Below are 23580 nucleotides of genomic sequence, written 5' to 3'. Positions count from 1 at the left end.
TTACCCCATCCGATCTGGGCCTTATGGCGTAGTTCGGCAAACGGACCCTTGATTTCCTGTCAACATGTTTGGCATGCGTATTGGGGGTTTCATTGGCTCTGCCGTACTCGCGCTGGTTGTTGGGGTCGCCTCCCCGGCCGCGGCGGCGGATGCGCCGGAGGTCGCGGCCAAGTCCGCGTACGTGGTCGACTCGGCCGGAACGATCCACTTCGGCAAGAGCGAGACTCGCCGGACTCCGGTGGCCAGCCTGGTCAAGGTCATGACGGCGTACGTCGTGCTGCACGAGGCCAGGCTGAGCGACACGATCACGATCAGCGCGACCGACGTCAAGTACGCGGCCGGCAACGGCGCGACCACGGCCGGGCTGAAGAAGGGCGAGCGGCTCACGGTCAGGGACCTGCTGTACGGCCTCCTGCTGCCCTCCGGCGCGGACGCGGCCAACGCCCTGGCGCGGCAGTACGGTCCGGGCAAGACGGCGTTCGTCGCCAAGATGAACCGCACCGCCCGCTCCCTCGGCATGTCCGACACCCGCTACGCCAACCCCGACGGCATGCCCACGCCGGGCGACGGCGGCTACTCGACCGCGGTCGACCAGGTCAAGCTGGCGCAGCGGGCGCTGGACGACGCCGACTTCGCGGCCGTGGTGGGGAGCAAGGTGGCCAAGGTGGCCAAGACGTCGTTGCACCGCGCGCACACCTGGCGCAACTCCAACAAGCTGCTGTCGCGTGCCGACGGGGTGCTGGGCGTGAAGACCGGCTACACGAAGGCCGCCGGATACTGCCTGCTCTTCGCCGGGGAGCGGAGCGGCAAGCGCGTGGTGGGCGTGCTGCTCGGTGACCAGAACGAGCGCCGCTTCGCGACCGCCGAGCAGCTCCTGGACTACGCCGGGGAGCAGATCGCGGGCGGCTGACCGAGGCGGTAGGCGCGACCTTCGACGCCCCACTCGCCGAACGGCGGGCGCTCGCCGCGGTCGATCGCCCGAATGGAGGGGCGGCCGATGTGGGCGAGCACCAGCCGCCCCACCCGCAGCTCCTGGGCCTGCCGCGCGACCTGGAGCACGCTCGCGTGCCCGCCCACGCCGCCCGCGAAGCGGATCGGCCGGTCCCAGCCCGCCGCGTCGGCGAACATCAGGTCCACCCCGGCCGCCCAGGCGGGAAAGGTCCAGAACTCCGGCGCCCAGGCGGCGTTCGCCCGCTCCGTCCTGATCAGGTAGCCGTAGGTGGGGTGGGAGGTGTGGGTGACCGGCAGCGGCACGATCTCCACGCCCGCGGCCTCGTAGGCCGCCACCCCGGTGGTCATCCCGAGCGCGCGGGCCGCGCGGCGGATCTGGGGCATCAGCTCGGCGCGTTCGTCGCAGACCAGCCAGCCGTCGAGCCGCTCGCCGCCGGCGGCCTCGCCTCCCCCGTCGAGCAGCACGCGGTGGCCCTCCCAGCCGGCCAGCAGCCCGGCGGGGCGGTAGCGCGGGGAGTTCATCGCGCCGACCCCGACCAGGCGCAGCCGCACGGCCGTCATCCGCTGCTCGAGTTCGATCCCTGTGCTTCTCATGGCACAGACACAGGTGCCCTCAGGCAGGCCGGGCTCACTTCTCTCACATGGTTCGGCAGGCGGGATCCAGTCGGTCGGCCGTCCACCTGAGCGAGTGCGCCACCCGTACGCGCACCTTGGCCCTGGCGCGGTGCGGTCTGCGCGGCGCGCCGGGGAGCGCGTCGCCCAGCTGATCCCGGTAGCCCATCGCCGTCTGGTGAGCGAGGACCTGCATAGCATCCATGACTCCTCCTTAATCAATTAAGACCTTAATCGATTAAGACCGATCGGACAAGCTCTTCGGTACGGTGGGACGATGGCCAGGGTGACACTGCAGACGATCGCCGACCGGCTGGGCGTGTCCCGGGCCACCGTGTCCTACGCGTTCTCCCGGCCCGACCAGCTCAGCGAAGGGCTGCGGCAGCGGATCATGGAGGTGGCCGACGAGCTCGGCTACGCGGGGCCCAACCCGACGGCGCGCTCGCTCCGGCTGGGGCGGGCGGGGGCGCTCGGGCTGATCTTCACCGAGACGCTGGCGTACGCGTTCGCCGACCCGTACTCGATCGGGTTCCTCCAGGGGCTGGCCACGGCGGCCGAGGACGCGGGGGTGGGGCTGCTCATCCTGCCACTGCCGCACGGCGACCGGCGCAGCGACACGGTCAGGGACGCGGTCGTCGACTCGTTCTGCGTGATGTCGCTGTCCGACGGGCACCCGGCGCTGGCCGAGGTGTTCGCGAGGAAGCTGCCGGTCGTGGTGGTGGACGAGCCCTACGTGCCGGGCCATCCGTTCCTGGGGATCGACGAGCCCGCCGCCGCGGCCACCGCCGCGCGGCACGTCCTGCGGCTCGGGCACCGGCGCGTGGGCGTGGCCATGGTGGGGCTGCACGAGGACGGCTACACCGGCTGGGCCTCTCAGGAGCGGCAGGAGAGCGCCGTGTACGAGGCCATGCGGCGCCGGCGGAGCGGCTATCAGCAGGCCTGCGAGGAGGCCGGGGTCGACTGGTCAGGCGTGCCGTTCTACGAGGTCGCGCGTAACTCGCGGGAGACCGGGCGGAAGGCGGGGCACGCGCTGCTCGGGCGCGACCCGCGGCCCACCGCGATCCTCACCAACACCGACGTGCTCGCTCTGGGGATCCTCGACGCGGCGGCCGACCTGGGGCTGGAGGTGCCGAGGGAGCTGTCGGTGGTGGGCTTCTCCGACAGCGCGGCCGAGGAGGCGGGGCTCACCACGATCAGGCAGGCCAAGCAGGAGATGGGTGAGGCGGCGGGTCGGCTGCTGCTGTCGGGGGCCGCGGCCGAGCCGGAGCGCCTGACCTTCCCGTACGAGCTGATCGTCCGCGCCTCGACCGCTCCCCCGCCTCAGGCCTGACGGGTCAGGCCGCGCAGCGAGAGCTCCAGCCAGCGCTCCCTGCGCGCCGGGGGTGTGTCCGTGCCCGGCATGGTGGTCATGAGCAGGGCGAGGTCGTCGACCGTGACGTCGGCGTACAGGTCGCCCTGCCGCTGAGCCGCCTCCACCATCCTGCCGAGCGCCTCCCTCGACCGGCGCTCGGCGTCGGCCAGCGAGTAGGCGCCCAGGTTGGTCGCGGCCTCGCGCAGCGCCCTGTCCTGGTCCATCTCCAGCGCCACCCACCGGAGCAGCGCGGTGATCTCCGCGAGGGCCGCTCCCCCGGCGTCGATCCTGGCCAGCGCGGCGTCGAGGCGTGCCACGATCTCGTCCGCCAGCTCGGCCATGGCGGCGCTCACCAGGGACACCTTGGTCGGGAAGTGCCGGTAGAGCGTGCCGACCGCGACGCCGGCCTCGGCGGCGATCTCGTCCATGCCCACCTCGGGACCGCGCTCGGCGATCAGCTTGCGCGCGGCCCGCAGGATGCCGGCCCTGTTCCTGATCGCGTCCGCTCGCGGTGCCACAGATCTCCCCCTTCAACATGAACTATGGTTCACTATATAACGTGAACGCTGGTTCAGCTTAGTGGAGGTTCTCATGCGTTTCGGGCTCGCGCTGCCGAGCATGGCTTCGCCCCGCCGGCTGGTCGACCTCGCCGTGACGGCCGAACGGTCGGGATGGGACGGGGTCTTCGTCGACGATCACATTCAGATGCCCGCCCCCACCGGTCTCGAGCCGCACGACCCGTGGGTGCTGCTGGGGGCGATCGCGCAGACCACCACGCGGATCCGGCTGGGCGCCATGGTGACGCCGCTCTCGAGGCGGCGGCCGCAGAAGTTCGCCAAGGAGGTGGTGACGCTCGATCACCTGTCGGGCGGGCGGGTGATCACGGGTGTCGGGCTGGGGAACCTGCCCGAGGAGGAGTTCGCGGCCTTCGGCGACGCGGCCTCGCTCAAGGACCGGGCCGAGCGGACGGACGAGGCGCTGGACGTGGTCTCGGCGCTGTGGAGCGGGGAGCGGGTACGGCACCAAGGGGCGCATTTCACCGTGGACGCCGTCATGCGGCCCGTCCCGGTGCAGCGCCCGCGCCCGCCGATCTGGATCGCCTGCGGCTGGCCGAACGCGCGCCCGCTCGCCCGCGCCCGCCGCTGGGACGGCGTCGTGGCGATCGACCGGCAGCGGGGGTTCATGGAGCCGGAGGAGGTGGGGCGTGTCGTCGAGGCGCTGGGGCCGGCCGCGCCGGGGTTCGACGTGGTGGCCATCTGGAGTCCCGGACGGGCAGCCGAGGAGTACGCGAGGGCGGGAGCGACCTGGCTGCTCAGGGCGCTCCCGCCGGCGGACGACTGGCTGACCGCCCTGGAGGCGGCCGCCGCGCAGTCACCCGAGTAGCAGCACCCGCCACCTGGGCCACCTGATCCAGAAACCGCTTTCCGGCGGCCGATCCCGCGGATAGGGTTGGTCTTCGCAGCATCCCGGAGGGGCATCTCCATGGCGGAATTCATCGAGGTCCGGGCCACGGTCGAGGGCCACGAGAGAGCGGCCGCCCTGGCGCACGCCATTCTCGGCGCGGGTCTGGCGACCTCGATCGACATCGCGGAAGTGCCGTCCACGCGCCCCGGCGAGATCACCTGGGAGCTCACGCTCGTCACGACGGACCGCCAGGCGGCCACGCTCGAACAGCACCTCAGGCACGCCGGCGAGGGCTGCTCCATCGTCAGCGCGCCGGTCACCCACGACGTCGACGGCTATCCCGACTGGCTCGGCGACGGCCGGCGCTGACGCCTACTCCCAGTTCCACCGAGGGACCTCGCGCAGGGGGTGGAGCTGGTCGTCGGTCTCCGCGTGGGAGTTCTGCACGGCCACCTCCGTGCCGAACTCCACATGAGAGCGCAGCGCCGCCCTGAACGGCTCGTCGCCGGGCAGCCCGGCCTGGTCGGCCGCCGCCATGTACAGCTCGACGAACCGCCGCCGCTGCTCCTCTTTGATCTTCAGGCCCCGGTGGGCGTCGATGAGCAGCGGGAACCCGCCCATCTCCTTGGAGAAGGTGTCGGGGCCGCCGAACGTCTCCACCGTGAAGGCGGTCAGGTTGTCGATGTGGCTCGGCCGGCCCTCGCCGAAGAGCGGCTGGAGCAACGGGTCGGCCAGCAGGCTACGGTAGAAGATCTCGATGAACGCGCGCAGGCGCTCTTCGCCTCCCGCGTGCTCGAATAGCGTCTCCACGATTACAGCCTCACAGGTGACGGGAGGCCGTGCCAGCCCCACTTTTCCGTCAATCCACCCCGAAATGCGGCAAACAGGGCTCCAGTCCGTGGATCTTCACCGGGACGGGATCGGTGAAGTCGGCCCCATCGAGGCGCAGGCGCTGCTGGACCGCCCGCCTGCCGCGTACCTCTTCGACCGACAGCCCGTCGGGCCGGTAGCCGAGCTTGCGGGAGACGCCCAGCGAGGCGGGGTTGTCCAGGAACGCGCTGGAGACGGCCGTCCGGGCGCCGAGCCCGGCGAAGGCCAGGTGCAGCACGGCGGCACGCATCTCGGTGCCGAAGCCCTGGCCCTGGTGGGCGCGGCCCAGCCACGAGCCCGTGTGCACCTCACGGGTGACCGCGAAGCTGTGGCCTGACAGGTCCTGGGTGCCGATCACCCGCCCTTCGTGGACGACGACGAAGTTGCAGCACCAGCGCTCGCGCTGCCACCGCGACATGATGCCGAGCTGGAAACGGATGACGTTCACCGGCAGCTCGTCGGCGGGGGCGTCGGTCCACGGGACGCCGAACGGCATCCGGTCCGGATCGTGCACGCCTTCCAGCGCCCGGTCGGCCAGCTCGTCGAGATCCTCCAGGGAGGGCAGCCGCAGCTCCAGCCGGGGAGTGGTCAGGCGCAGGTTGAGTACGGGCCAGTGGCGCATACCGGTCCATTGTTCCGAACATCGCGGACGGCATCATCCCCATTTCGCGCGGGCCGGGTCAGCTTGCGCGCATCAGCCCATGGCAGGCGATCGCCGCGGCGGCCACCACGTTGAGCGAGTCCACGCCCGCGGCCATCGCCGCCGCGCTCATCGAGATGCAGACCGCCTGATCCGCCTCGTGCAGCCAGTGCGACGACAGGCCGTCGCCCTCCGAGCCGAGCAGCAGCGCCACCCGGTCACCCAGCTTGACCTCGTCCATGGGGGTGACCGTCTGATCCGGGGTCAGGGCCAGCGTCTGGAAACCCGCCTCCCGCAGTTGCGAGAGCCCGTCGAACCAGTTGTCCATCCGCGCGTACGGGATCGAGAACACCGCCCCCATCGAGACCTTCACCGCCCGCCGGTACAGCGGATCGGCGCACCGGGGCGACAGCAGGATCCCGCCCACGCCCAGGGCGGCGGCGCTCCGGAAGATCGCGCCGACGTTGGAGTGGTCCACCAGGTCCTCCAGGACGAGCAGCCGCCGTGCGTGCCCCTTCAGCAGGGTCTCGACGGAGGGCAGGGGGAGACGTTCCATCGAGGCCAGGGCGCCGCGATGGACCTGGAAACCCGCGATGCCCGACATGGTCTCGTCGCTCACCACGTAGACGAGCGCGTCCCCGAGGACGTCCTCGAGCGAGGTCAGCCAGCGGCGCGTGGTCAGGACCGAGCGGATCGGGTAGCCGGCGCCGATGGCCCGCCTGATCACCTTCTCCCCCTCTGCCAGGAACAGGCCGCGCGAGGCCTCCAGGCTCTTGCGCAGCTCCACGTCCCTGAGCCGGGTGTAGTCGGACAGGCGGGGGTCGTCGGCGTCGGTTACGTACTCAAGCACCTTCCGATAGTGCCATGCGCTGCCTGACCTGCCAGACGGCCGCATAGCAGGTCAGCACCAGGCACAGGCCGATCAAGGTGCCCGCGCCCGTCTTGGTGAGCACGCTGGGGATGCCGAGCTCCGGGGCGGGCTCGTCCACGAGAGGCCAGAGGAACGCGCCCGCGATGGTGCCGATCGAGCACAGCAGGATGACGAGCCCCCGCATGCGCCGGCTGACCCGCAGGCGGTCGGGCACGGGGCTGTCCGCCATCCGGGACAGGCCGCGCCATCCCCACCACAGCACGATGGCCAGGCCGATCACGGACGAGATGTACTGCAGCAGCCGGAAGAGCCTGATCACGCCGAACACCCGGATCGACAGCCAGTCACCCCACTCCCCGGGGCCGCTGGAGTGCGTGAAGGAGTCCCAGAAGACGTGGGAGGCCGCGCCGATCACCGCTCCGACGGCCATGGGGACGAGTTGGGGCCGCGAAGGGGCCAGGACGGCGGCGCGGCCCGCGAGCGACGACGGGAGCAGCGAGATCAGGGGCTCCCTGAAGACGCCGTGGAAGAGCGGCAGCAGCAGCAGGACGCAGGCGAGGTCGAGGGTGACCACGCCGACCCAGGAGTGCCATTTGCCGTAGTCGGGCAGGAACGGCAGGAAGATCGGCAGATCGGGGACCATCGCCCCGAGCGCCAGCGCCCACGGATCGGCGAACCTGCGTACGCGCGGCGACGACATCAGCGGCACCACCGCGGCCATGTGGCTGGGCGTGAACGGCAAACCGGGCCCCCCTCCGTTGCGATCAGCGCTCATTATGCGGGCAAAGTTGTCCATCCTTTGCCGCCCGGACGCTACGTTACGGTACGTAGTGGGTACATTACACATCGCTGTCGACGGCCGGATAGCCGGGGAGTGCGGAGGGTCATGGTGCCTGACCAGCGGATTCATGAGCATCCGGCCGCGTCAGCCGACTGGCTGCGCGCTGCCCGCGCCGCCCGTTCGCTCTCGATGGCCACGCTGGTCTGGCTGGGCATCGAGAGCACGCTGGGCCTGGCAGCCGGCTTCGCGGCGCATTCCCTGGCGCTGATCGGATGGGGTCTGTCGTCGTTCGTGGAGGCGGCGGCCAGCCTGATCGTGGTGTGGCGGTTCACCGGCGCCCGCACGCTCTCGCCGAGCGCCGAGCGCACCGCCCGGCGGGCGGTCGCGGTGAGCTGCTGGCTACTCGCGCCCTACCTCGTCCTGCACGTGGCCTACGACCTGGACGCCGGGCAGCGGTCGGCGCCGAGTGTGCTGGGGGTCGTGGTGACGGCGTTCAGCCTGATCAGCATGCCCGCCTTGGGGATGGCCAAGCGGCGGCTCGGGGCGCGGCTGGCGTCGGCGGCCACCTCGGGAGAGGGCGCGCAGAACCTCATCTGCGCCGCCATGGCGGCAGGCGTGCTGGCGAGCCTGTGGCTCAACACGCTGGGCTGGTGGTGGGTCGATCCGGCCGTGGCGGTGGGGCTGGCGGTGGTCGCCGTACGGGAGGGCGGACGGGCCTGGCGTGGCCACGGCTGCTGCCATTAGCCGCTCCATCCGGCGATCACGCATATCTCTCCGAAAACATCACGCAAATAGGAAACATCACCAACAGACGGTAATCGCCGCATCAAAAGGGCTGTTTTCCCACACTCAGCACACCGAGTATCGTTCCCGGAGTATTGCGGAGCATCTCCCGCTAGGGTCTCCGAGAAGTTCAAACCATAGCTAAGAGGACATCGTGGGGCGACACCGCACAGACGAGCTCGACGGCGGATACAGATCGCACGAACCCCCGGCCCGCAGACGCTCCAGCAGCGGTCGCGGCAGGGTGATCGTGCCGCTGGCCGGTGCCGTCGCGCTGGCCGTGCTCCTCGGCGTCGCCGCGTTCGTCATCTTCAACCGCGATCACGACTGCTCGGGCGGCAAGCTGGCGCTGCGCGTCGTCGCGACCCCCGACATCCAGCCCGCGCTCAACAAGATCGCGGGCAACTACAACAAGGCCATGCACTCGATCGACAGCAAGTGCGTCGAGGTGACGGTGGCCAAGGAGGCCGCGGCCAGGACCGCGAACGCGGTGGCAGCGGGCAAGGTCAACGCCGACTTCTGGGTGGCCGACTCCAGCCTCCTGATGGAGAGCCTGCGCACCACCCCGGCCGGCCAGGCGCTGCCGCAGGTGGACGGCTCGATCGCGGTCTCGCCCGTGGTGCTGGCGGCGGCCAAGTCGTTCGCGTCGAAGCTGACCGGCACCCTCCAGCCGAGCTGGGCCGCCATGATCTCGGCGGCGAACGTGGCCAACGTGGACGGGCCGGGCAAGAAGGTCCGCGTGCTCGCTCTCGACCCCCAGAAGAACTCCGCCGGGCTGGCCGCGCTGCTGGCCGCCGCCGGCGCGGCGAAAGAGGCCAAGCAGGACAAGGCGCTGGTCGGCGCGCTGAAGGAGCTGTCGGGACAGCTCGCGTCCGACTCGACGGCGCTGCTGGCGAGCCTCACGGTGAAGTCGGGCAGCAGGGTGCCCATCGGCGTCGCCTCCGAGCAGGCCATCTACGCCCACAACGCGAAGAAGCCGGAGAATCCGGTGGTCGCGCTCTATCCGAAGGAAGGCACGCTGAGCCTCGACTACCCGGTCACGATCCTCACCAAGGATCCGTCGGTGCTCAAGGCCGCGGCGGACTTCAAGCAGGACCTCGCCACGGAGTCGGCCAAGAAGGTCCTGCGTGAGGCGGGCTTCCGCAGCACGGACGGCAAGGCGGGCGACGCGCTGTCGAAGGACAAGGGATTCACGGCTGAGACGCCGCCGGCCCTGGAGCCGCCGGACGGCGCGACCGTCGCCAGGATGGTGCAGACCTGGTCCAGACTGAACCTCGGCAGCCGCCTGCTCACGCTGCTCGACGTCTCCGGCACGATGGCGCTGCCCGTCCCCGGTACGGGGATGACCCGCATGCAGGCCATCAACAAGATCGCCACCGAGGGCCTCGCCCTGTTCCCCGCCGACTCCGAGCTGGGCCTGTGGACGTTCTCCACGCATATGGACGGACAGGGCAGGGACTGGAAGGAGCTCGTCTCCGTGGGCCCGCTCAGTGAGTCGATCAACGGGACGCTCCGCAAGGACAAGATGGTCCAGACGTTCGCCTCGATCCAGGCCAAGGCCACAGGCGACACCGGGCTGAACGACACGATCAAGGCCGCGTACACGCAGATGACCAAGACGTACGCGGAAGACAAGATCAATACGATGGTCATCCTCACGGACGGCGCCGGCAACGACGACCCGGACGGCGGCGTGAAGAACGGCGAGATCCTGCAGTTCCTGAAGAAGACGTACAACCCGAAGCGGCCCGTCAGCATCCTGCTGATCGCGTTCGGGCCGGAGGCCGAGAAGGGCAAGCAGCAGATGGACGCCGTGGCCAAGGCCACGGGCGGCGAGGCGTACATCGCCAAGAACATCCTCCAGGTGCGCGACTTCTTCCTCCAGGGCATGGAACGCCGCCTCTGCACCCCCAACTGCGACGGGTAATCGACGGGTAATAACCGTTGGGCATGGCGGGCGAACCCGTCATGGCGAGGCCGCGTCCTCTCCGCGTGGGGCTTGAGTGCCCGTTCTACCCGCGGGGAGGGGATCCGTGCCCGGATGGCCGTCCGTCGGTCGCGCCGAGGAGCATGAGCTGGTCGAGGCTCTGCGCCGCGCGCACACCGACGCTCCCGCCAAGCTGTACGACTCCTACGCCGAGCGGCTGCACGACTACGCCAGTTCCTTCGCCGCCGACGTGGCCGCGGACGCCGTGCACGACGCCCTGGTCACCGCGCAGGGGTGCGTGCACCGGCTGAAGGAGCCGGCCAGGCTGCGGGCCTGGCTGTACGCGCTGACCAGGTTCCAGGTGCGGGCCAGGCTGGCGCATCGGACGCCCGCGGAGGGCATGCCGCTGCCGGTGCTCGAGGAGCACGACGACCCCGAGCTGGCCGACCTGGTCCACGAGACGCTGGGCGAGCTGAGCAGGGGCGAGCGCGAGGTCCTGGAGCTGTCGCTGCGCCACGGCCTGACGCCGGCCGAGGTCGGCGCGGTGCTCGGGCTGACCTCGCGGCAGGCGGTGAGCAGGCTCGGCAGGGCCCGTGACCACCTGGAGAACGCCGCCGCCGCCGTGGTGCTGGCCAGGACGGGACGGGCGCACTGCCCTGACCTGTCGGCCATGCTGGACGGCTGCGAGCCCCCGCTCACCCCGCTGCTGCGGCGGCGGCTGTCAGGGCACATCGGCGGATGCGAGGTGTGCACCGAGGGCCGGCACCGGCAGGTCTCGGCGGGGCGGCTCCTGGACATGGTGCCGGTCGCGTACCCGCCCATCTCGCTGCGCCGCCGCGTGATCGACACGTGCGTCAACCCCGAGCGGGACCAGACCCGCACCCTGATCACCGATCGCGGGGACAGCTTCGACAAGGCCGGCTTCCCCGTGGCCGTCGAGCCCCGCTCGCGGCGGCGCAGGCCGCGCCGCCTGGCGCCGGTCCTGCTGGCGGGCGCGTGCGTGCTGGCCGCGACGGGGGCCATGGTCGCGATCAACGGCGGCGGCGCCTCCGATGACACTCCCCTGCGGGCCGAGCCCTCGCCCACCGTCTCCCTCGAGGAGAGCCCTGCGGAGGACGCGCCGACGCCCGAGCCCACGGACGAGCAGGACGAGCAGGACGAGCTCACGCCGACCCCCACGCCCAGCCGCACCCCTTCCGGCCGCGGCACCCCGACGGCTCGGCCGAGCGCCAGGCAGGCGACCGTCCCGACCCCTGCCCGCCGCAGGCCGGCGCCCGGCGCCCGGCTCGGCACGTCGTGCCCGCAGGCGATCGACGGCGCGGCGAAGATCGGGATCAGGGCCCGCAACGCCGCGGTCTCGTGGGTGGCGACCGCCTCGCAAGGGCTGGACGTGTTCCCGGCGAGCGGGTCGATCAAGGCCGGCGGCTCCGTGGCGATCTGGGTGACGGTCCTCGACCCGGACAGCTCGGGCAGGGGCCGCGTCACCTTCACCTCGAACGGCGGCACCGCGAGCTGCTCGCTGGCCTGGAACGGCCGTACGGGGCAGACGTCCGAGCCGACCGGTGAGCCGACGGCCTCCGCCGAGCCCAGCGCGTCGCCCTCCGAGACCGCGTCCGCGGACGACGCCGAAAATCTCGACGGCTAAAAAGATCACCATTGAGTAGATCGGCATTTATAGCCGACATAAATGGATGATTCGGCCCTTCGGTCGAAGATGACTGTCCGCATAGGGCATTGTGGTGTGTCTGGAAGCAGGTCCGAGGCCGAAACCCCTTGACTGCGTGTTGAAACCCCACGAGAAAATCTTTGTATGCCGGTAAACCAGGGTGCGTCGCCAAGCGTCGGCATTGACGGCCCATGGCACAGATTGGTCCCATGAAATAGCGATCAGTAGTGCTTTGATAACAGAGCAGGAGAGAAGCATGCTCAAGCAGCACCGCAGGGTACTGAAGTGGCTGGTGGCTCTCGCCTGCATAGCTGGAGCAGTTGTGGCGCTTTTCGACATAAACACGCCGTTGCGCCCATTTTTGATCTCTCTGTTCCTTCTGGTCGTTCCGGGTGCGGCGGTTGTAGGACTGTTGCGCGATCGTGACCCCCTTGCCGCGTTATCAGTAGGGGCTGCGGCAAGTCTCGTACTCAACGTGCTTCTCGCTCAGGCGATGTTGATGTTCGGCGCGTGGTCGCCCCGGGCAGGCGTCGCGACGGTCGCCGTGCTCGGAGGGTTCATGTACGTGCTTCGCGTGTTGTACCGGGGGAAGAGCATGCAAACGCGGCAGGGGGCCAGGTGAACATCCAGGTAATACGGCCGGGAGAGCTCGGGGACTCCGAGCGGAGCCGATGGCGGGAACTCCAGAAAGCCGATTCGAGGCTGGACAATCCATTCCTTTCACTCGAGTTCGCAGTGGCGATGGACCGCCTGCGCGATTACGTGAGGGTGGCGATCATCTCCGACGCCGACGGCATCGTGGGGTTCTTCCCGCACGAGCGGCACAGCTTCGGCATCGGCAAGCCGCTCGGCGGCTTCCTCACCACCTGCCACGGGTTGATTTCGACCCCCGAACTGCAGCTCGACGCCAAGGCGCTGCTGCGGGCCTGCAAGCTCAGCGTGTTCGACTTCGACCACCTGGTGGCGGGCCAGCCGACCTTCGCCCCCTACGAGCAGGATGTCCGGCCCGCCCCGGTCATGGACTTCACCTCCGGGTTCGACGCCTGGCTCGAGCAGGTCAAGTCCAATTCCCCGAAAAACCTCAAGACCGTCCGCTACAAGGAGCGCAAGCTCGGCCGGGAACAGGGCGAGCTGCGCTTCGAGTGGGCCTCGGCCGACCCCGAGGTGCTGCGCACGTTGCTGACGTGGAAGTCCGACCAGTATCGAAGAACTGGCCGGGTGGATAGATTCGCCCAGCCGTGGATCGTCGAATTGACGGACATGATGCATGCCGAAAAGTCATCGGACTTCGCAGGTGTCCTGACCATGCTTTATGCCGGGGATGTACCGGTTGCCGGGCATTTCGGCCTCCGAACGGCCACCACGCTTGTAGGGTGGTTCCCCGCCTACGACACCGAGTTCGGCCGTTATTCACCGGGTATCGTGCATCATCTCCAGATGGCCGAGGCCGCCGCGAACGACGGGCTGCACATGGTGGATATGGGCAAAGGCGGCAAGGAGTACAAAGACTGGCTCAAGAGCGGAGTCTTGTACGTCGCCGAAGGCCGCATCTCACGACCCTCCGCGACGGCGGCGGTCCACTGGATGGGCCGAACTCCTTTCAACAAGTTCCGAACAATCGTCATGGAACGACCGTCTCTTTATAGGGCGGCCGACCGTGTGCTCAAGGGCTTCGGTCGAATGCGTACCTCGATGCAGCAGCAAGAGTCACCCAACTCAGTAGTGAAAGAACCAACGGGAGCACGCTGAGCGCTTCCGAGTCCCCGGCAGACACCCTCACAGCACAGGACCCTTCGATGCATCGTTCACCGGCTTCGCCATTCCCTCGGCACCCGGGTGTGGCCGCGTCCGGCTCGCGGCGGGGAGGGGTCCCGGAAGGATCTCCCTCGCCATGAGTCCCGAGATAGCCAAGCACAACGGCAAACCGCAAGCAGCACCCTTGCGGTCGATGCCGCCACCCACCAGCTTCACACCGGTCACCCCTCACCTGGCCATTTCCCCGACGGTGAGCGTGGTCGTGCCGGCGATGAACGAGGCAGAGAACCTGCCGCACGTCTTCGCCACGATCCCGAAGTGGGTGGACGAGATCGTGCTCGTCGACGGCAACTCCGTCGACGACACGGTGGCCGTGGCCAGGCGGCTGCGGCCCAACCTGAAAGTGGTCACGCAGACCGGCAGGGGCAAGGGTGACGCCCTGGCAGCCGGTTTCGCGGCGTGCACCAGCGACATCATCGTGATGATCGACGCCGACGGCTCGACCGACGGCCGCGAGATCATCTCCTTCGTGGGGGCCCTGGTCACGGGCGCCGACTTCGTCAAGGGGTCACGCCACGCGGCCGGCGGCGGCAGCGACGACCTGACGCTCAACCGGCGGCTCGGCAACAAGGTCTTAACCACGATCGTCAACGTCCTGTACGGCACCAGATACACCGATCTGTGCTACGGCTACAACGCCTTCTGGGCCCGCCACCTCGACGTGCTCGACCTCGACTGCGACGGCTTCGAGGTGGAGACGCTGATGAACGTGCGGGCCGCCAAGGCCGGGCTGAAGGTGCACGAGGTGCCGAGTCACGAACGCACCCGCATTCACGGCGAGAGCAACCTTCGCGCCGTACGAGATGGCCTCCGCGTGCTCAAGACCATCCTGAAGGAGTGGCGTCGCCAGCCCGCTCCCCTTCAGCCTGAGCCGACCGCCACTCCCGCCGCTGACCGAGGCGTCGCATAAAAGGAAACACTTGTGAACACGTCTGTTGTCATCTGCGTCTACACCGAGGAACGGTGGGAGGACATCAGGCAGGCAGTCGAGTCGGTCGAAAGCCAGACACGCCCGGCATACGAGCTGATCCTGGTGGTCGATCACAACCCCGACCTGCACCTCAAGCTCAAGCACGCGTACCCGCAGGCCACCGTGGTGGCCAACACGCACGAGAAGGGGCTGTCGGGAGGCAAGAACACCGGCGTGGCCACGGCCAACGGTGAGATCGTCGCGTTCCTCGACGACGACGCGGTCGCCGATGCCGGGTGGCTGGAGGCTTTGGAGGAGGGCTTCCAGGTAACCGGCGTGGTGGGCGTAGGGGGTCGGACGGATCCGCTGTGGGCGTCGGGGAGGCGCCCACAGTGGTTCCCGTACGAGTTCGACTGGACGGTCGGCTGCACCTACCGCGGCATGCCCGAGGTGCGTGCGCCGATCCGTAACGTGATGGGCGGCAACGCCGCCTTCCTGCGCGACGTCGTGTCCGAGGTGGGCGGGTTCCACAGCGGGATCGGGCGCAGCGTGCAAGGCCGCAAGTCGCGCCCCCTGGGGTGCGAGGAGACGGAGTTCTGCATCCGGCTGAACCAGCGCAGACCGGGCTCGGTCATGCTCTTCGAGCCGCGCGCGGTGATCGGGCACAAGGTGTCGAGGCAGCGCGAGCGGTTCGCCTACTTCAGATCCAGATGCTACGCGGAAGGGCTGTCGAAGGCCCTGGTGACGCAGGAGGTCGGCACGCACGACGGCCTGGCCAGCGAGCGGGCCCACGCGCTGAGGACGCTGCCGCTCGGCGCTCTGCGCGGCGTCGGCGAGGCGCTGCGGGGCGACCTGGGCGGGCTCGGCAGGGCGGCCGCGATCGTGGTCGGGCTGGCCTGGACGACCTGGGGTTATGTGGTGGGTTCCGCCCGGCTGAAGGCGGCACGGTCATGACCCGGATCCCGATCCTGATGTACCACTCGGTCAGCGACACCCCCAACGACGAGACCAGCCCGCATGCGGTGCGGCCGTCCGACCTGGCCGAGCAGCTCGCGTACCTGTCGGAGAGCGGGTTCACCCCGCTCACGCTGGGGGACCTCGTGGCCTCGCTCAACCACAACAACGGCCGGTCGATACCCGACAAGCCGATCGTGGTGACGTTCGACGACGGTTACGCCGACTTCCACAGCCACGCGCTGCCCCTGCTCGAGCGCCACCGCTTCCCCGCCACGGTCTTCCTGACCAGCGGCTGGGTGTCCGACGCGGGCAGTGACGCGGCGGGTCGCCCCCTCGACAGGATGCTGAGCTGGGGCCAGGCCCGCGAGGCCGCGCAGACCGGCATCGAGATCGGCGGCCACAGCCACAGCCATCCCCAACTCGACCAGCTCCGCACCGAAGAACTCCGGCACGAGCTGCGCAGGAACAAGGGCCTGCTGGAGGAGAAGATCGGCGCGCCGGTCGCCACCATGGCCTACCCCTACGGCTACTCCAGCGCCCGCGTCCGCCAGGAAGTCCGCAAGGCCGGATATTTCGCCGCCTGCGCCGTGAACAACACGATCGCCGCCGACCGCCACGACATACTCGCCATCCCCCGCTTGACGGTCGGAAAGGGCACGACCATCGCCATGTTCAAACGCGCCGTCGAGGGCAGCGCCGTTCCTCTCATCTACCTGCGCGAGCGCATCCTCACCAAGGGGTACGCGGTCGTGCGCCGGACCAGGTACGGGCTGCAGCGGGTGCGCGGAAATGTCTAACCTCTGGGGCAGGATCCTCGGCGACCTGCGTAATCCGCTGTTCCGCCAGGGCTACGCGCTCATGGCGAACACCGTCGTCACCGGTGTGCTCGGCATGGGCTACTGGCTGCTGGCGGCACACCACTACTCGCCCGAGGAGTTCGGCCGCGGGCAGGCGGTGATCACGGCGATGCGGCTGTTCGCGTCGCTGACGGCGCTGGGGTTCGTGGGCGCGCTGGCCCGCTTCCTGCCGGTGGCCGGCCGCCGCACCCCCGAGCTGATCCTGCGCGGGTACGGCCTGGCCGCCGCCACGGGCGGGGTCGCCGCGCTCGGGTTCCTGCTGACCCTGCCGCTGTGGGGGAAGACGTACTCGGTGCTCAGCGGCTTCTGGCCCGGGCTGTTCTTCCTCGCGTCCGTTCTGGTGTGGGCCGTCTTCACGCTGCAGGACGTGGTGCTGACCGGGCTGCGCAGGGCGCCGTTCGTACCCGTGAACAACCTGCTCTTCGGCATCGTCAAGATGGGACTGCTGGTCGCGCTGGCCGGGGCGCTCCCATCGGGCGGGATCTTCGTCTCGTGGGTCATCCCGACCGCGCTCGCGCTGATCCCCGTGAACTGGCTGATCTTCGGCGTCGTGGTGCCCAGGCACGTCGAGGAGTCCCGCGCCGAGCAGGAGCCGCCCCGGCTGCGCGAGGTCGGCAGGTTCCTCGCCGGGGACTTCCCCGGGACGCTGTCGATCCTGGGAATCGTCTACCTGGTGCCCGTGGTGGTGGCCACGCGGGTGGGCGAGGCCACGTTCGGGCGCTTCTCGATGGCGCACACCCTCGCGAGCATGATCGAGCTGCTGGCCATGAACATGGCGGTCTCGCTCACCGTCGAAGGCTCCTTCGACCGTGCCCGGCTGGCCGAGAACTGCCGTCATGCGCTGCGGCGAGCCTTCCTGATCGTCACCCCGATCATCGCGGTGGCGTTTCTCGCCGCGCCGCTGATCCTGACCGTCTTCGGGTCCGATTTCGCGGCCGAGGGCACGACGCTGCTGCGCCTGATGTCGCTGGCCGTGCTGCCGCGGGTGCTGATCGAGGTCTACCTGAGCGCGCTGCGGGCGCAGTCGCGGGCGCGGATGCTGGCGGCCGTGCAGATCGGGCTGGCCGTTCTCGTGCTGGTGTCCACCGTGGCGCTGTTCCCGTACGCCGGCGTCAACGCGGTCGGGTACGGACTGCTCTTCAGCGAGGTGCTCATGGGACTTCTGATCCTTGGGAATCTCCGCAGAATTCTCAGGTTCGGCGAAAGAGGGACGCAGGCTGTTACCCACGGGTCGGCCGGGGTCGCATGATGGTCAACGTGACGCAACGCGAGGGCGACGGCGTTGAGCCGGACGCGGACACGACGGCGGTCGTACGACTGCCTGCCACCTTGCACATCGGGCACCCGCCCGCGGCGGCAGAAGCGCCGTCGGCCGAGGCCGGCCCTGCCGAAGCGCCGGCGGAGGCCGCTCCTCAGCAGGCCGCCCCCGCCGAAGCACCACCGGAAGCCGAGCCTCAGCAGGTTGCCCCGGCAGAGTCGCGCGCGCGGGGCGGGCGGCTCGGGGCGCTGGTCGCCGGTGCGCCCAAGTGGCTGCCCGCGGTGCTGGTCATCGAGGGCCTGGTCATGTACATCCTCGCCCTCAAGGTCCCCCCGGGCCCGCTGCGGGGCCTGGATCCGAACGACATCGACGGCCTGGGCCTGATCTCGGCGCTCCCGCCGACGGCGTTCTTCGCCATCCTGATCATGATCGTGTCGTTCTTCGTCACGGTCGCCCAGAGCAGCGACCGCAAGTTCCTCCTGCTGTTCCAGATCGCCGCCATCACGTTCGCCCTGCACGGCGCCGGGGCCCTGGTGGCGACGGAGCCGCGCTTCCCCACGGCGTACATCCATGCCGGTTTCGTGGAGTTCATCAGCAGGACCGGCGAGTCGGCCATCAGCATCGACGCCCGCATGGGCTGGCCCGGCTTCTTCGCGCTGTTCGCCTTCGTGACGCAGGCGGCCGGCATCACCGACCTCACGACGATCCTGCAGTGGACGCCGCTCGTCTCCAACCTGCTCTACCTGCTCCCTTTCGTGCTGATCCTGCGCCAGGTCGTGGCCACCACGCGGGCCCGGTGGTTCGCGGCGCTGCTGTTCGTGCTGGTGCAGTGGATCGGGCAGGACTACTTCTCGCCGCAGGGCTTCACGTTCGCGCTGTATCTGGCGTTCGTGGCGATCCTGCTCAGATGGTTCGGCCGGGTCGAGCCGCGTAAGAAGCCGATCCCGCCGAAGGGGCTGCGCAAGCTGCTCGGCAAGCTGGACGCGATGACCCCCGGCGAGCTGGCCAACACCGGCACGTTCCGCGCCGACAAGCTGCTCATGCTGCTGATGCTGCTGGCGCTGTTCGTCGCGGCGGTGGCCTCGCACCAGATCACGCCGTTCATGATGCTCGGGGTCGTGACCACGTTCCTGATCTTCAAGCGGACGTCGCTGAGCTGGGCGCTGCCGTTCTTCCTCGGGCTGGTGGTGCTGGCCTGGATCAGCTACATGACGGTGGGCTTCTGGTCCGGCCAGATCGACGCCATCTTCGGCGGGCTCGGCCGGATCCTGCAGAACCTCCGCAGCAACACCGGCGACCGGATCGAGGGCAGCGACCCCGCGCACGCGCTGGTGCTGAAGGCGCGGCTCGGCATCCTGGCGCTGATCCTCAGTCTGGCGGCCACCGGGCTGGTCAGGCGGTGGCGGCGCGGGGTGTTCGACCGGTCGGCGCTGATCCTGCTCTGCGTGCCGGTGCTGGCGCTGGGGCTGCAGAGCTACGGCGGCGAGATCGGGCTGCGGATCTACATGTTCGCGCTGCCGGGGGCGTGCCTGCTGGCCGCGTACGCGTTCTTCCCCAACCTGCCCGCCGACAGCGTGGACGTGCGTGAGGAGACCCAGCCGCTGCGCCCCAGGAAGGTACGCGTCAACCCGCAGTTCACCAGGAAGCTCTCGGTGGTGCTCGCGGCGTGCTTCGCGGTGGTGTTCGCGTTCGCGTTCCTGCTGGCCAGGTACGGCAACGAGAAGTTCGAGCGGGTCACCACGGGCGAGGTGGCCGCCCTCCACTACATCTACGAGCACGACAAGCCGAGCGCGAAGGTGCTCTACCTGGTCCCCAAGAAGGGTCCCGAGGTCACGCCGACCCTGCCGTGGGGCGAGAAGGACGTCGAGCTGGTCAATTTCGGCGTTCAGGCCCTCGTGCACAAGGACCCTGCGCAGATCGCGGACGCGGTACAGGCGCTCAAGGCGGAGCCGCGGAACTCGTACCTGATCGTGAGCCGCGGGCAGGTGAGCTACCTGCAGCTCAACGATGGCTACCCGGAGGACTGGGGGACGAGGTTCCGCGCGGCGCTGGACGCCTCGCCCGACCTGAAGCGGGTGTTCTCCAACGAGGACGCCGCGCTCTACACCTGGAAGAAGTTCGTCAGGGGCACCGAGATCCCCGATCCCCGGCCGTACAAGGGGCGCGGCGACCCCACCTCGCCCTGGACGCCGGTGGGCATCGGCGCGCTGGGCGTGACCTGGGTGGCGCTCTTCGCGTACGAGATCATCTGCTTGAACGGCCGGAAGCGCGCGCGCAGGACGCGCAAGCGCCTGCTGTTCCTGGCGGTTCCCGCTTTTGCTGTGGCTCTAGCAGTGATCGTCGAGAGATTCATCTACATCGCACAAAATAACTGAATTCCCAGGAAACACTCAGCTTGTGCGGGATGATGTAATCCAATCTCAGGACACAGGAGACACTTCCCGCCATGTCCGACGCACGACTCGCGGCCGCGAGAATCGCTTCTGTGGACGCCTTACGGGGTTTCTCGCTCCTGGGCATTCTTGTCGTCAACATCGCCTTCCTGGCCTCCGGTTACCGCATGGCCGGAATGGCGGAGCCCGCGTTCCAGTCCTCACTGGACTGGAGCGTGCGGTGGGTCGTGACGATGCTCGTGGAGAACAAGTTCTACCTGCTGTTCTCCTTCCTGTTCGGCTACAGCTTCACGCTCCAGGTCGACTCGGCGGCGCGGCAGGGGCGGCCGTTCGTGCCGATGTTCCTGCGCCGGCTGGCCGGGCTGCTCCTGCTCGGGCTGGCGCACGCCGTGCTGCTGTTCCCCGGTGACATCCTGACGACGTACGCTGCCGTTGGCCTGGCCCTGCTGGTCTTCCGCAAGATCAAGCCCAGGTCGGCGGTGGTGCTGGCGGTGCTGCTGACCGCGACGCTGGCGCTCGGCTTCGTGCTGCTGGCCCTGCTGGCCACCTTAGGCCTGGACACGGCGGGCACGGTGGCCGACACGGCGACGGAGGCCGCCAGGTCGGACACCGCTCTGATGGCCTCCGTCGGGCAGATCGTCACCGAGCATCTCAGGAAGCTGTCGCTGATCATCCTGTTCCGCGTCTTCTTCCAGGGTCCCGCGGTGCTGGCCGCGTGCCTGATCGGCCTGGCGGTCGGCAAGCTGGGCGCCCTGCGCGACATCTCCGCCCACACCAGGACACTGGGCACACTGCAATGGGTCGGCTTCACGCTCGGGCTCGGGGGCGCGTGCGTCTACACGCTGTCGGCCTGGCACGGCACGATGCACAAGTTCTGGGGCGAGGCCGTGGATCTCGTGACGGCCCCGCTGCTGGCGGCGGCGTACGCGGCGACGTTCCTGCGGCTGCTGCCGTCCATGCCGCGCGTCGCGCGGGTGCTGGCGGCGCCCGGCCGCATGGCGCTGTCCAACTATCTGGCGCAGTCGCTGATCTGCTCGCTGATCTTCACCGGGTACGGGCTGGGGCTCGTGGACCGGGCCAGCCCGATGCTCGAGGTGCTGATGGCCCTCGGCATCTTCGCCGTCCAGGTCGGCTACAGCCATTGGTGGCTCAAGAGCCACCGGTACGGGCCGGTGGAGTGGCTGCTGCGCTTCCTCACGTACTGGCGCAGACCCACCCCCGCCCGCGTGTCCCTGGCCCCTCACTCCTCCGCCGCGCTCCCGGAGTGACCGCGTCAAAGGACGTGGATGGGTACGTGGCACCAGACCACGCGCTCTTCCCGCTCGGTGAGGTGCGTCCCCCAGGCGCCGCCGCAGATCGCGATGACGGTGGCGATGCCCATGCCGCCGGGCTGTCTCATGCGTGGGAGCCAGTCGTTCCAGTCGGCGGGGAGCGGCCTGCACGTCGGCTCGGACCCGGGATTGCCGGGATCTGTCACGACCAGGCGGACGCAGGACGACTCCTCGTCCAGGCTCAGCCGCACCCAGTCGCGGCCAGGGCCCTTGAGCGCGTGTTTGACCGCGTTGGTCACCAGCTCCGAGACGACGAGCTCGGCGTCGTACAGCGCCGGATGCGTCGCTCCCAGCCAGCATCTGACAGCGAGTCTGGCGCGGTGAGGCGCGTACGGATCCTGGTGGAGCCTGGCGCGCCGGAGCCGTGTCGGGGCTGTCCCTCCTGACCGCATGGAATCACCTCGAAGAGCGTTGAAACGGTCAGCGCAGCGGAGAATTGCCTGCGCCTAAAACTCCGGAGCCACTGCACAGCATGGCGTCATGCCGTTACTTTGTGTTGCGAGAACAGGACTCCACTTTCCTCCAAGTGCCGCCGACAGTGTGTGTGAGCTTTGTAGGGGCGCCAGAGCTGGAAGGCAAAGGGCATGACATGACGGCAAACGGGCGGGAGGCCCGCCTACGCGCGCGAGCGGAGTATGGCGCACGAATGCGGAAATTCCGGACAAGTCATGGCCTGTCGCAGGAACGCCTTGCCGCAGCCCCTGGGGTCACCTACAGCGAGAGCCAGATCGGCGCCGTCGAGCGCGGCAAGCGCACGCCGAGCGAGGCTTTCACGGAGGAAATAGAGCGCGTTCTCGGGCTCAACGGCCAACTGAAGGAACTCCTGCCCGATATCCACACGGACCTGGGGCCCGCATGGTTCAGACCATGGCCGGGGATCGAGGCCGCGGCCCACACCATCCGGACGTCCGAGCCTCTGGTGATTCCCGGGCTTCTCCAGACGGAGAGATACGCCGAACAGGTTCTTCTCGGCGAGCCCGGCACCACGCGGGAGCAGGTGCACAAGGCCGTCAAGGTCCGGCTGAAGCGTCAGGCTGTGTTCGACGAGCCGAATCCGCCCATGTATTCGACTCTCATCGACGAGAGCGTGCTATTTCGACCCATCGGCGGGGCAGTGGTGATGCGCAAACAGCTCGCACACCTGGTCACCGTCATGAAGCATCCGCGCATCACCGTACGCATCGTCCCCCTGTCGGCGGGGATGACCACCGGTCTGCTGGGCGCGTTCGAAATCGCGCAGGTGGACGGCTCTCCCGACGCCGCCTATCTGGAGAGCGCGTTAACGGGTGAGGTGATCACGCATATCGACAAGGTCCGAGCCCTTGGGGTGCGGTGGGATGCGCTGAGCAGCATGGCGCATCCGGTGAACGTCAGCGAGAAAGTCATTCGCGAGATGATGGAGAGGTATGGAGACTGACAACGAACTGCTCACGGCCGCCTGGCGCAAGGCCAAGGCATCGGGGAGCAACGGCGGCAGCTGCGTCGAGGTCGCGCCCCTCAGCGGTGGACGCGTCGCCGTGAGAGACAGCAAGGACCGCGGCGGCCCCGCCCTCGTGTTCACCGCGGCGGAATGGGCGGCCTTCCGAGACGGCATGGGCAAGGGCGAATTCAACTTCTAGCAGGGCTTCTAGCCAGAAGAGGGGCTCGATTGGTGTTTCCGAGCCCCTCTTTCCTACGCCGGGACGAATGCCCGGCCAGTTCAGGTCAGCGTGCAGGGCGTGTCGCACACCGGGCAGCGAGCCCGTTTGGCGTTGGAGCTGACCTCGACGTCACACCGTGCGCAGCGCCCGTCCTCCCACAGCCCCTGCTCCGGTCCGAGACCATCGTCGTAGTGCTCCCGATCAGGCCACGCCACCAGCGTCACGTCGATGCCGGCAGGCTCCTGCTCGTAGACGGTGGCCGTGGCCAGGACCAGCGCCGTACGCATTCCGTCGCCGTCCTCGGCGTGCCGGGGCAGGACCCGGCCCAGCACGTCGACCAGTTCGCGCACGGGTAACCGCCCGAGTTGCTGGGCCAGACGGGCACGGTCTTCGTCGGTACTCACCCGAACGACCGTAGCTCGAAATATCGGGCTATAGCCGCCTAGGCAAGGGAGACCTCGCCCGCTACGACACCGGGGAGCAGAGCTCGTAGGCGCCAAGGGGGGCGGCGCGATGCCTCCTGATCGCCGCTGCGGTTCTGAGCAAAGAGGGTGTGAGCCCCC

At 69.1% G+C, this 23580-nt stretch carries 26 protein-coding genes; 17 read left to right on the top strand and 9 right to left on the bottom strand.

Annotated elements, in window-relative coordinates; all coding sequences use genetic code 11:
* Nucleotides 1-73: 73 nt before the first annotated feature.
* On the top strand, nt 74-910 hold the full coding sequence (locus AB0J64_RS25885) for a serine hydrolase (protein ID WP_364031648.1): 837 nt from the start codon (nt 74-76) through the stop codon (nt 908-910).
* Here AB0J64_RS25885 and AB0J64_RS25880 read toward each other — a convergent pair.
* Nucleotides 880-1545 (bottom strand): MBL fold metallo-hydrolase, encoded by a 666-nt coding sequence (locus AB0J64_RS25880; protein ID WP_364031645.1) that lies wholly within the window; start codon nt 1543-1545, stop codon nt 880-882. The genes AB0J64_RS25885 and AB0J64_RS25880 overlap by 31 nt on opposite strands.
* Nucleotides 1546-1588: 43 nt before the next feature.
* Nucleotides 1589-1768, bottom strand: coding sequence for a hypothetical protein (locus AB0J64_RS25875; RefSeq protein WP_364031642.1), 180 nt, complete (start codon nt 1766-1768; stop codon nt 1589-1591).
* 72 nt (nt 1769-1840) lie between these two features.
* Between AB0J64_RS25875 and AB0J64_RS25870 the strand changes: the two genes are divergently transcribed.
* Nucleotides 1841-2893 (top strand): LacI family DNA-binding transcriptional regulator, encoded by a 1053-nt coding sequence (locus AB0J64_RS25870; RefSeq protein ID WP_364031639.1) that lies wholly within the window; start codon nt 1841-1843, stop codon nt 2891-2893.
* Here AB0J64_RS25870 and AB0J64_RS25865 read toward each other — a convergent pair.
* Nucleotides 2884-3432 carry a helix-turn-helix domain-containing protein gene (locus tag AB0J64_RS25865; protein ID WP_364031636.1) on the bottom strand — a complete coding sequence of 183 codons (549 nt, stop codon included), beginning with the start codon at nt 3430-3432 and terminating at the stop codon, nt 2884-2886. The genes AB0J64_RS25870 and AB0J64_RS25865 overlap by 10 nt on opposite strands.
* Before the next feature lie 73 nt (nt 3433-3505).
* Between AB0J64_RS25865 and AB0J64_RS25860 the strand changes: the two genes are divergently transcribed.
* Nucleotides 3506-4297 carry an LLM class flavin-dependent oxidoreductase gene (locus tag AB0J64_RS25860; protein ID WP_364031633.1) on the top strand — a complete coding sequence of 264 codons (792 nt, stop codon included), beginning with the start codon at nt 3506-3508 and terminating at the stop codon, nt 4295-4297.
* A gap of 99 nt (nt 4298-4396) precedes the next feature.
* Complete coding sequence (locus AB0J64_RS25855; RefSeq protein WP_364031630.1) at nt 4397-4687, top strand: hypothetical protein; 291 nt, start codon at nt 4397-4399, stop codon at nt 4685-4687.
* Between the two features lie 3 nt (nt 4688-4690).
* On the opposite strand, the gene AB0J64_RS25850 is transcribed toward AB0J64_RS25855, so the two are convergent.
* Genes AB0J64_RS25850 through AB0J64_RS25835 form a run of 4 tightly spaced genes read right to left on the bottom strand, consistent with a single transcriptional unit; the run spans nt 4691 to nt 7441 of the window.
* On the bottom strand, nt 4691-5128 hold the full coding sequence (locus AB0J64_RS25850; RefSeq protein WP_364031627.1) for a group II truncated hemoglobin: 438 nt from the start codon (nt 5126-5128) through the stop codon (nt 4691-4693).
* A 49-nt stretch (nt 5129-5177) separates the two neighbouring features.
* Nucleotides 5178-5810, bottom strand: coding sequence for a GNAT family N-acetyltransferase (locus tag AB0J64_RS25845; protein ID WP_364031624.1), 633 nt, complete (start codon nt 5808-5810; stop codon nt 5178-5180).
* 58 nt (nt 5811-5868) lie between these two features.
* The gene (locus AB0J64_RS25840) at nt 5869-6678 is read right to left on the bottom strand and encodes an RNA methyltransferase (protein WP_364031621.1); all 810 of its coding nucleotides are present in this window, start codon (nt 6676-6678) and stop codon (nt 5869-5871) included.
* The gene (locus tag AB0J64_RS25835) at nt 6671-7441 is read right to left on the bottom strand and encodes a DUF4184 family protein (protein ID WP_364031618.1); all 771 of its coding nucleotides are present in this window, start codon (nt 7439-7441) and stop codon (nt 6671-6673) included. Before AB0J64_RS25835 ends, AB0J64_RS25840 begins: the two co-directional genes overlap by 8 nt.
* A gap of 144 nt (nt 7442-7585) precedes the next feature.
* Between AB0J64_RS25835 and AB0J64_RS25830 the strand changes: the two genes are divergently transcribed.
* From AB0J64_RS25830 to AB0J64_RS25780, 11 genes are all read left to right on the top strand, one after another.
* Complete coding sequence (locus AB0J64_RS25830) at nt 7586-8224, top strand: hypothetical protein (RefSeq protein WP_364031615.1); 639 nt, start codon at nt 7586-7588, stop codon at nt 8222-8224.
* Between the two features lie 193 nt (nt 8225-8417).
* Entirely contained in the window at nt 8418-10190 is a 1773-nt protein-coding gene (locus AB0J64_RS25825) for a substrate-binding domain-containing protein (protein ID WP_364031612.1), read from the top strand.
* A 106-nt stretch (nt 10191-10296) separates the two neighbouring features.
* Entirely contained in the window at nt 10297-11835 is a 1539-nt protein-coding gene (locus AB0J64_RS25820; protein ID WP_364031609.1) for a sigma-70 family RNA polymerase sigma factor, read from the top strand.
* Nucleotides 11836-12112: 277 nt separating this feature from the next.
* Entirely contained in the window at nt 12113-12478 is a 366-nt protein-coding gene (locus tag AB0J64_RS25815) for a hypothetical protein (protein WP_344990809.1), read from the top strand.
* The gene (locus AB0J64_RS25810; RefSeq protein WP_364031606.1) at nt 12475-13605 is read left to right on the top strand and encodes a GNAT family N-acetyltransferase; all 1131 of its coding nucleotides are present in this window, start codon (nt 12475-12477) and stop codon (nt 13603-13605) included. Before AB0J64_RS25815 ends, AB0J64_RS25810 begins: the two co-directional genes overlap by 4 nt.
* A 142-nt stretch (nt 13606-13747) precedes the next feature.
* Nucleotides 13748-14581 carry a glycosyltransferase family 2 protein gene (locus AB0J64_RS25805; RefSeq protein WP_364031603.1) on the top strand — a complete coding sequence of 278 codons (834 nt, stop codon included), beginning with the start codon at nt 13748-13750 and terminating at the stop codon, nt 14579-14581.
* Nucleotides 14582-14593: 12 nt separating this feature from the next.
* Nucleotides 14594-15535: a glycosyltransferase family 2 protein gene (locus AB0J64_RS25800; RefSeq protein ID WP_364031600.1), complete on the top strand. Its 942-nt coding sequence runs from the start codon at nt 14594-14596 to the stop codon at nt 15533-15535.
* Nucleotides 15532-16335 carry a polysaccharide deacetylase family protein gene (locus tag AB0J64_RS25795; protein ID WP_364031597.1) on the top strand — a complete coding sequence of 268 codons (804 nt, stop codon included), beginning with the start codon at nt 15532-15534 and terminating at the stop codon, nt 16333-16335. The genes AB0J64_RS25800 and AB0J64_RS25795 overlap by 4 nt, the downstream gene beginning before the upstream one ends.
* Nucleotides 16328-17644, top strand: a complete 1317-nt coding sequence (locus tag AB0J64_RS25790) for a hypothetical protein (protein ID WP_364031594.1) — start codon at nt 16328-16330, stop codon at nt 17642-17644. Before AB0J64_RS25795 ends, AB0J64_RS25790 begins: the two co-directional genes overlap by 8 nt.
* A gap of 8 nt (nt 17645-17652) precedes the next feature.
* A complete protein-coding gene (locus AB0J64_RS25785; protein ID WP_364031591.1) occupies nt 17653-20028 on the top strand; it encodes a hypothetical protein in 2376 nt (791 codons plus the stop codon).
* Nucleotides 20029-20099: 71 nt separating this feature from the next.
* The gene (locus tag AB0J64_RS25780; RefSeq protein WP_364031588.1) at nt 20100-21314 is read left to right on the top strand and encodes a DUF418 domain-containing protein; all 1215 of its coding nucleotides are present in this window, start codon (nt 20100-20102) and stop codon (nt 21312-21314) included.
* A gap of 5 nt (nt 21315-21319) precedes the next feature.
* Here AB0J64_RS25780 and AB0J64_RS25775 read toward each other — a convergent pair whose 3' ends face one another.
* The gene (locus AB0J64_RS25775; RefSeq protein ID WP_364031585.1) at nt 21320-21769 is read right to left on the bottom strand and encodes an ATP-binding protein; all 450 of its coding nucleotides are present in this window, start codon (nt 21767-21769) and stop codon (nt 21320-21322) included.
* Between the two features lie 80 nt (nt 21770-21849).
* Between AB0J64_RS25775 and AB0J64_RS25770 the strand changes: the two genes are divergently transcribed.
* Entirely contained in the window at nt 21850-22794 is a 945-nt protein-coding gene (locus tag AB0J64_RS25770; protein WP_364031582.1) for a helix-turn-helix transcriptional regulator, read from the top strand.
* On the top strand, nt 22784-22996 hold the full coding sequence (locus tag AB0J64_RS25765) for a DUF397 domain-containing protein (RefSeq protein WP_364031579.1): 213 nt from the start codon (nt 22784-22786) through the stop codon (nt 22994-22996). Before AB0J64_RS25770 ends, AB0J64_RS25765 begins: the two co-directional genes overlap by 11 nt.
* A gap of 80 nt (nt 22997-23076) precedes the next feature.
* Here the strand turns inward: AB0J64_RS25765 and AB0J64_RS25760 are convergent, their stop codons facing one another.
* The gene (locus tag AB0J64_RS25760; RefSeq protein WP_364031577.1) at nt 23077-23421 is read right to left on the bottom strand and encodes a hypothetical protein; all 345 of its coding nucleotides are present in this window, start codon (nt 23419-23421) and stop codon (nt 23077-23079) included.
* Nucleotides 23422-23580 lie beyond the last annotated feature (159 nt).

Source organism: Nonomuraea sp. NPDC049695 (genome assembly GCF_040674955.1).
In the GTDB taxonomy this organism is placed as follows: domain Bacteria; phylum Actinomycetota; class Actinomycetes; order Streptosporangiales; family Streptosporangiaceae; genus Nonomuraea; species Nonomuraea helvata.
Note: the sequence above shows the minus strand (reverse complement) of the source record. Positions and strands in the feature narration are given on the sequence as shown.

Coding starts and splice junctions, on each gene's coding strand:
- AB0J64_RS25885 (WP_364031648.1), top strand. CDS start 74: ATGCGTATTGGGGGTTTCATTGGCTCTGCCGTACTCGCGCTGGTTGTT.
- AB0J64_RS25880 (WP_364031645.1), bottom strand. CDS start 1,545: ATGAGAAGCACAGGGATCGAACTCGAGCAGCGGATGACGGCCGTGCGG.
- AB0J64_RS25875 (WP_364031642.1), bottom strand. CDS start 1,768: ATGGATGCTATGCAGGTCCTCGCTCACCAGACGGCGATGGGCTACCGG.
- AB0J64_RS25870 (WP_364031639.1), top strand. CDS start 1,841: ATGGCCAGGGTGACACTGCAGACGATCGCCGACCGGCTGGGCGTGTCC.
- AB0J64_RS25860 (WP_364031633.1), top strand. CDS start 3,506: ATGCGTTTCGGGCTCGCGCTGCCGAGCATGGCTTCGCCCCGCCGGCTG.
- AB0J64_RS25855 (WP_364031630.1), top strand. CDS start 4,397: ATGGCGGAATTCATCGAGGTCCGGGCCACGGTCGAGGGCCACGAGAGA.
- AB0J64_RS25845 (WP_364031624.1), bottom strand. CDS start 5,810: ATGCGCCACTGGCCCGTACTCAACCTGCGCCTGACCACTCCCCGGCTG.
- AB0J64_RS25830 (WP_364031615.1), top strand. CDS start 7,586: ATGGTGCCTGACCAGCGGATTCATGAGCATCCGGCCGCGTCAGCCGAC.
- AB0J64_RS25815 (WP_344990809.1), top strand. CDS start 12,113: ATGCTCAAGCAGCACCGCAGGGTACTGAAGTGGCTGGTGGCTCTCGCC.
- AB0J64_RS25805 (WP_364031603.1), top strand. CDS start 13,748: ATGAGTCCCGAGATAGCCAAGCACAACGGCAAACCGCAAGCAGCACCC.
- AB0J64_RS25795 (WP_364031597.1), top strand. CDS start 15,532: ATGACCCGGATCCCGATCCTGATGTACCACTCGGTCAGCGACACCCCC.
- AB0J64_RS25790 (WP_364031594.1), top strand. CDS start 16,328: ATGTCTAACCTCTGGGGCAGGATCCTCGGCGACCTGCGTAATCCGCTG.
- AB0J64_RS25780 (WP_364031588.1), top strand. CDS start 20,100: ATGTCCGACGCACGACTCGCGGCCGCGAGAATCGCTTCTGTGGACGCC.
- AB0J64_RS25775 (WP_364031585.1), bottom strand. CDS start 21,769: ATGCGGTCAGGAGGGACAGCCCCGACACGGCTCCGGCGCGCCAGGCTC.
- AB0J64_RS25770 (WP_364031582.1), top strand. CDS start 21,850: ATGGCGTCATGCCGTTACTTTGTGTTGCGAGAACAGGACTCCACTTTC.
- AB0J64_RS25765 (WP_364031579.1), top strand. CDS start 22,784: ATGGAGACTGACAACGAACTGCTCACGGCCGCCTGGCGCAAGGCCAAG.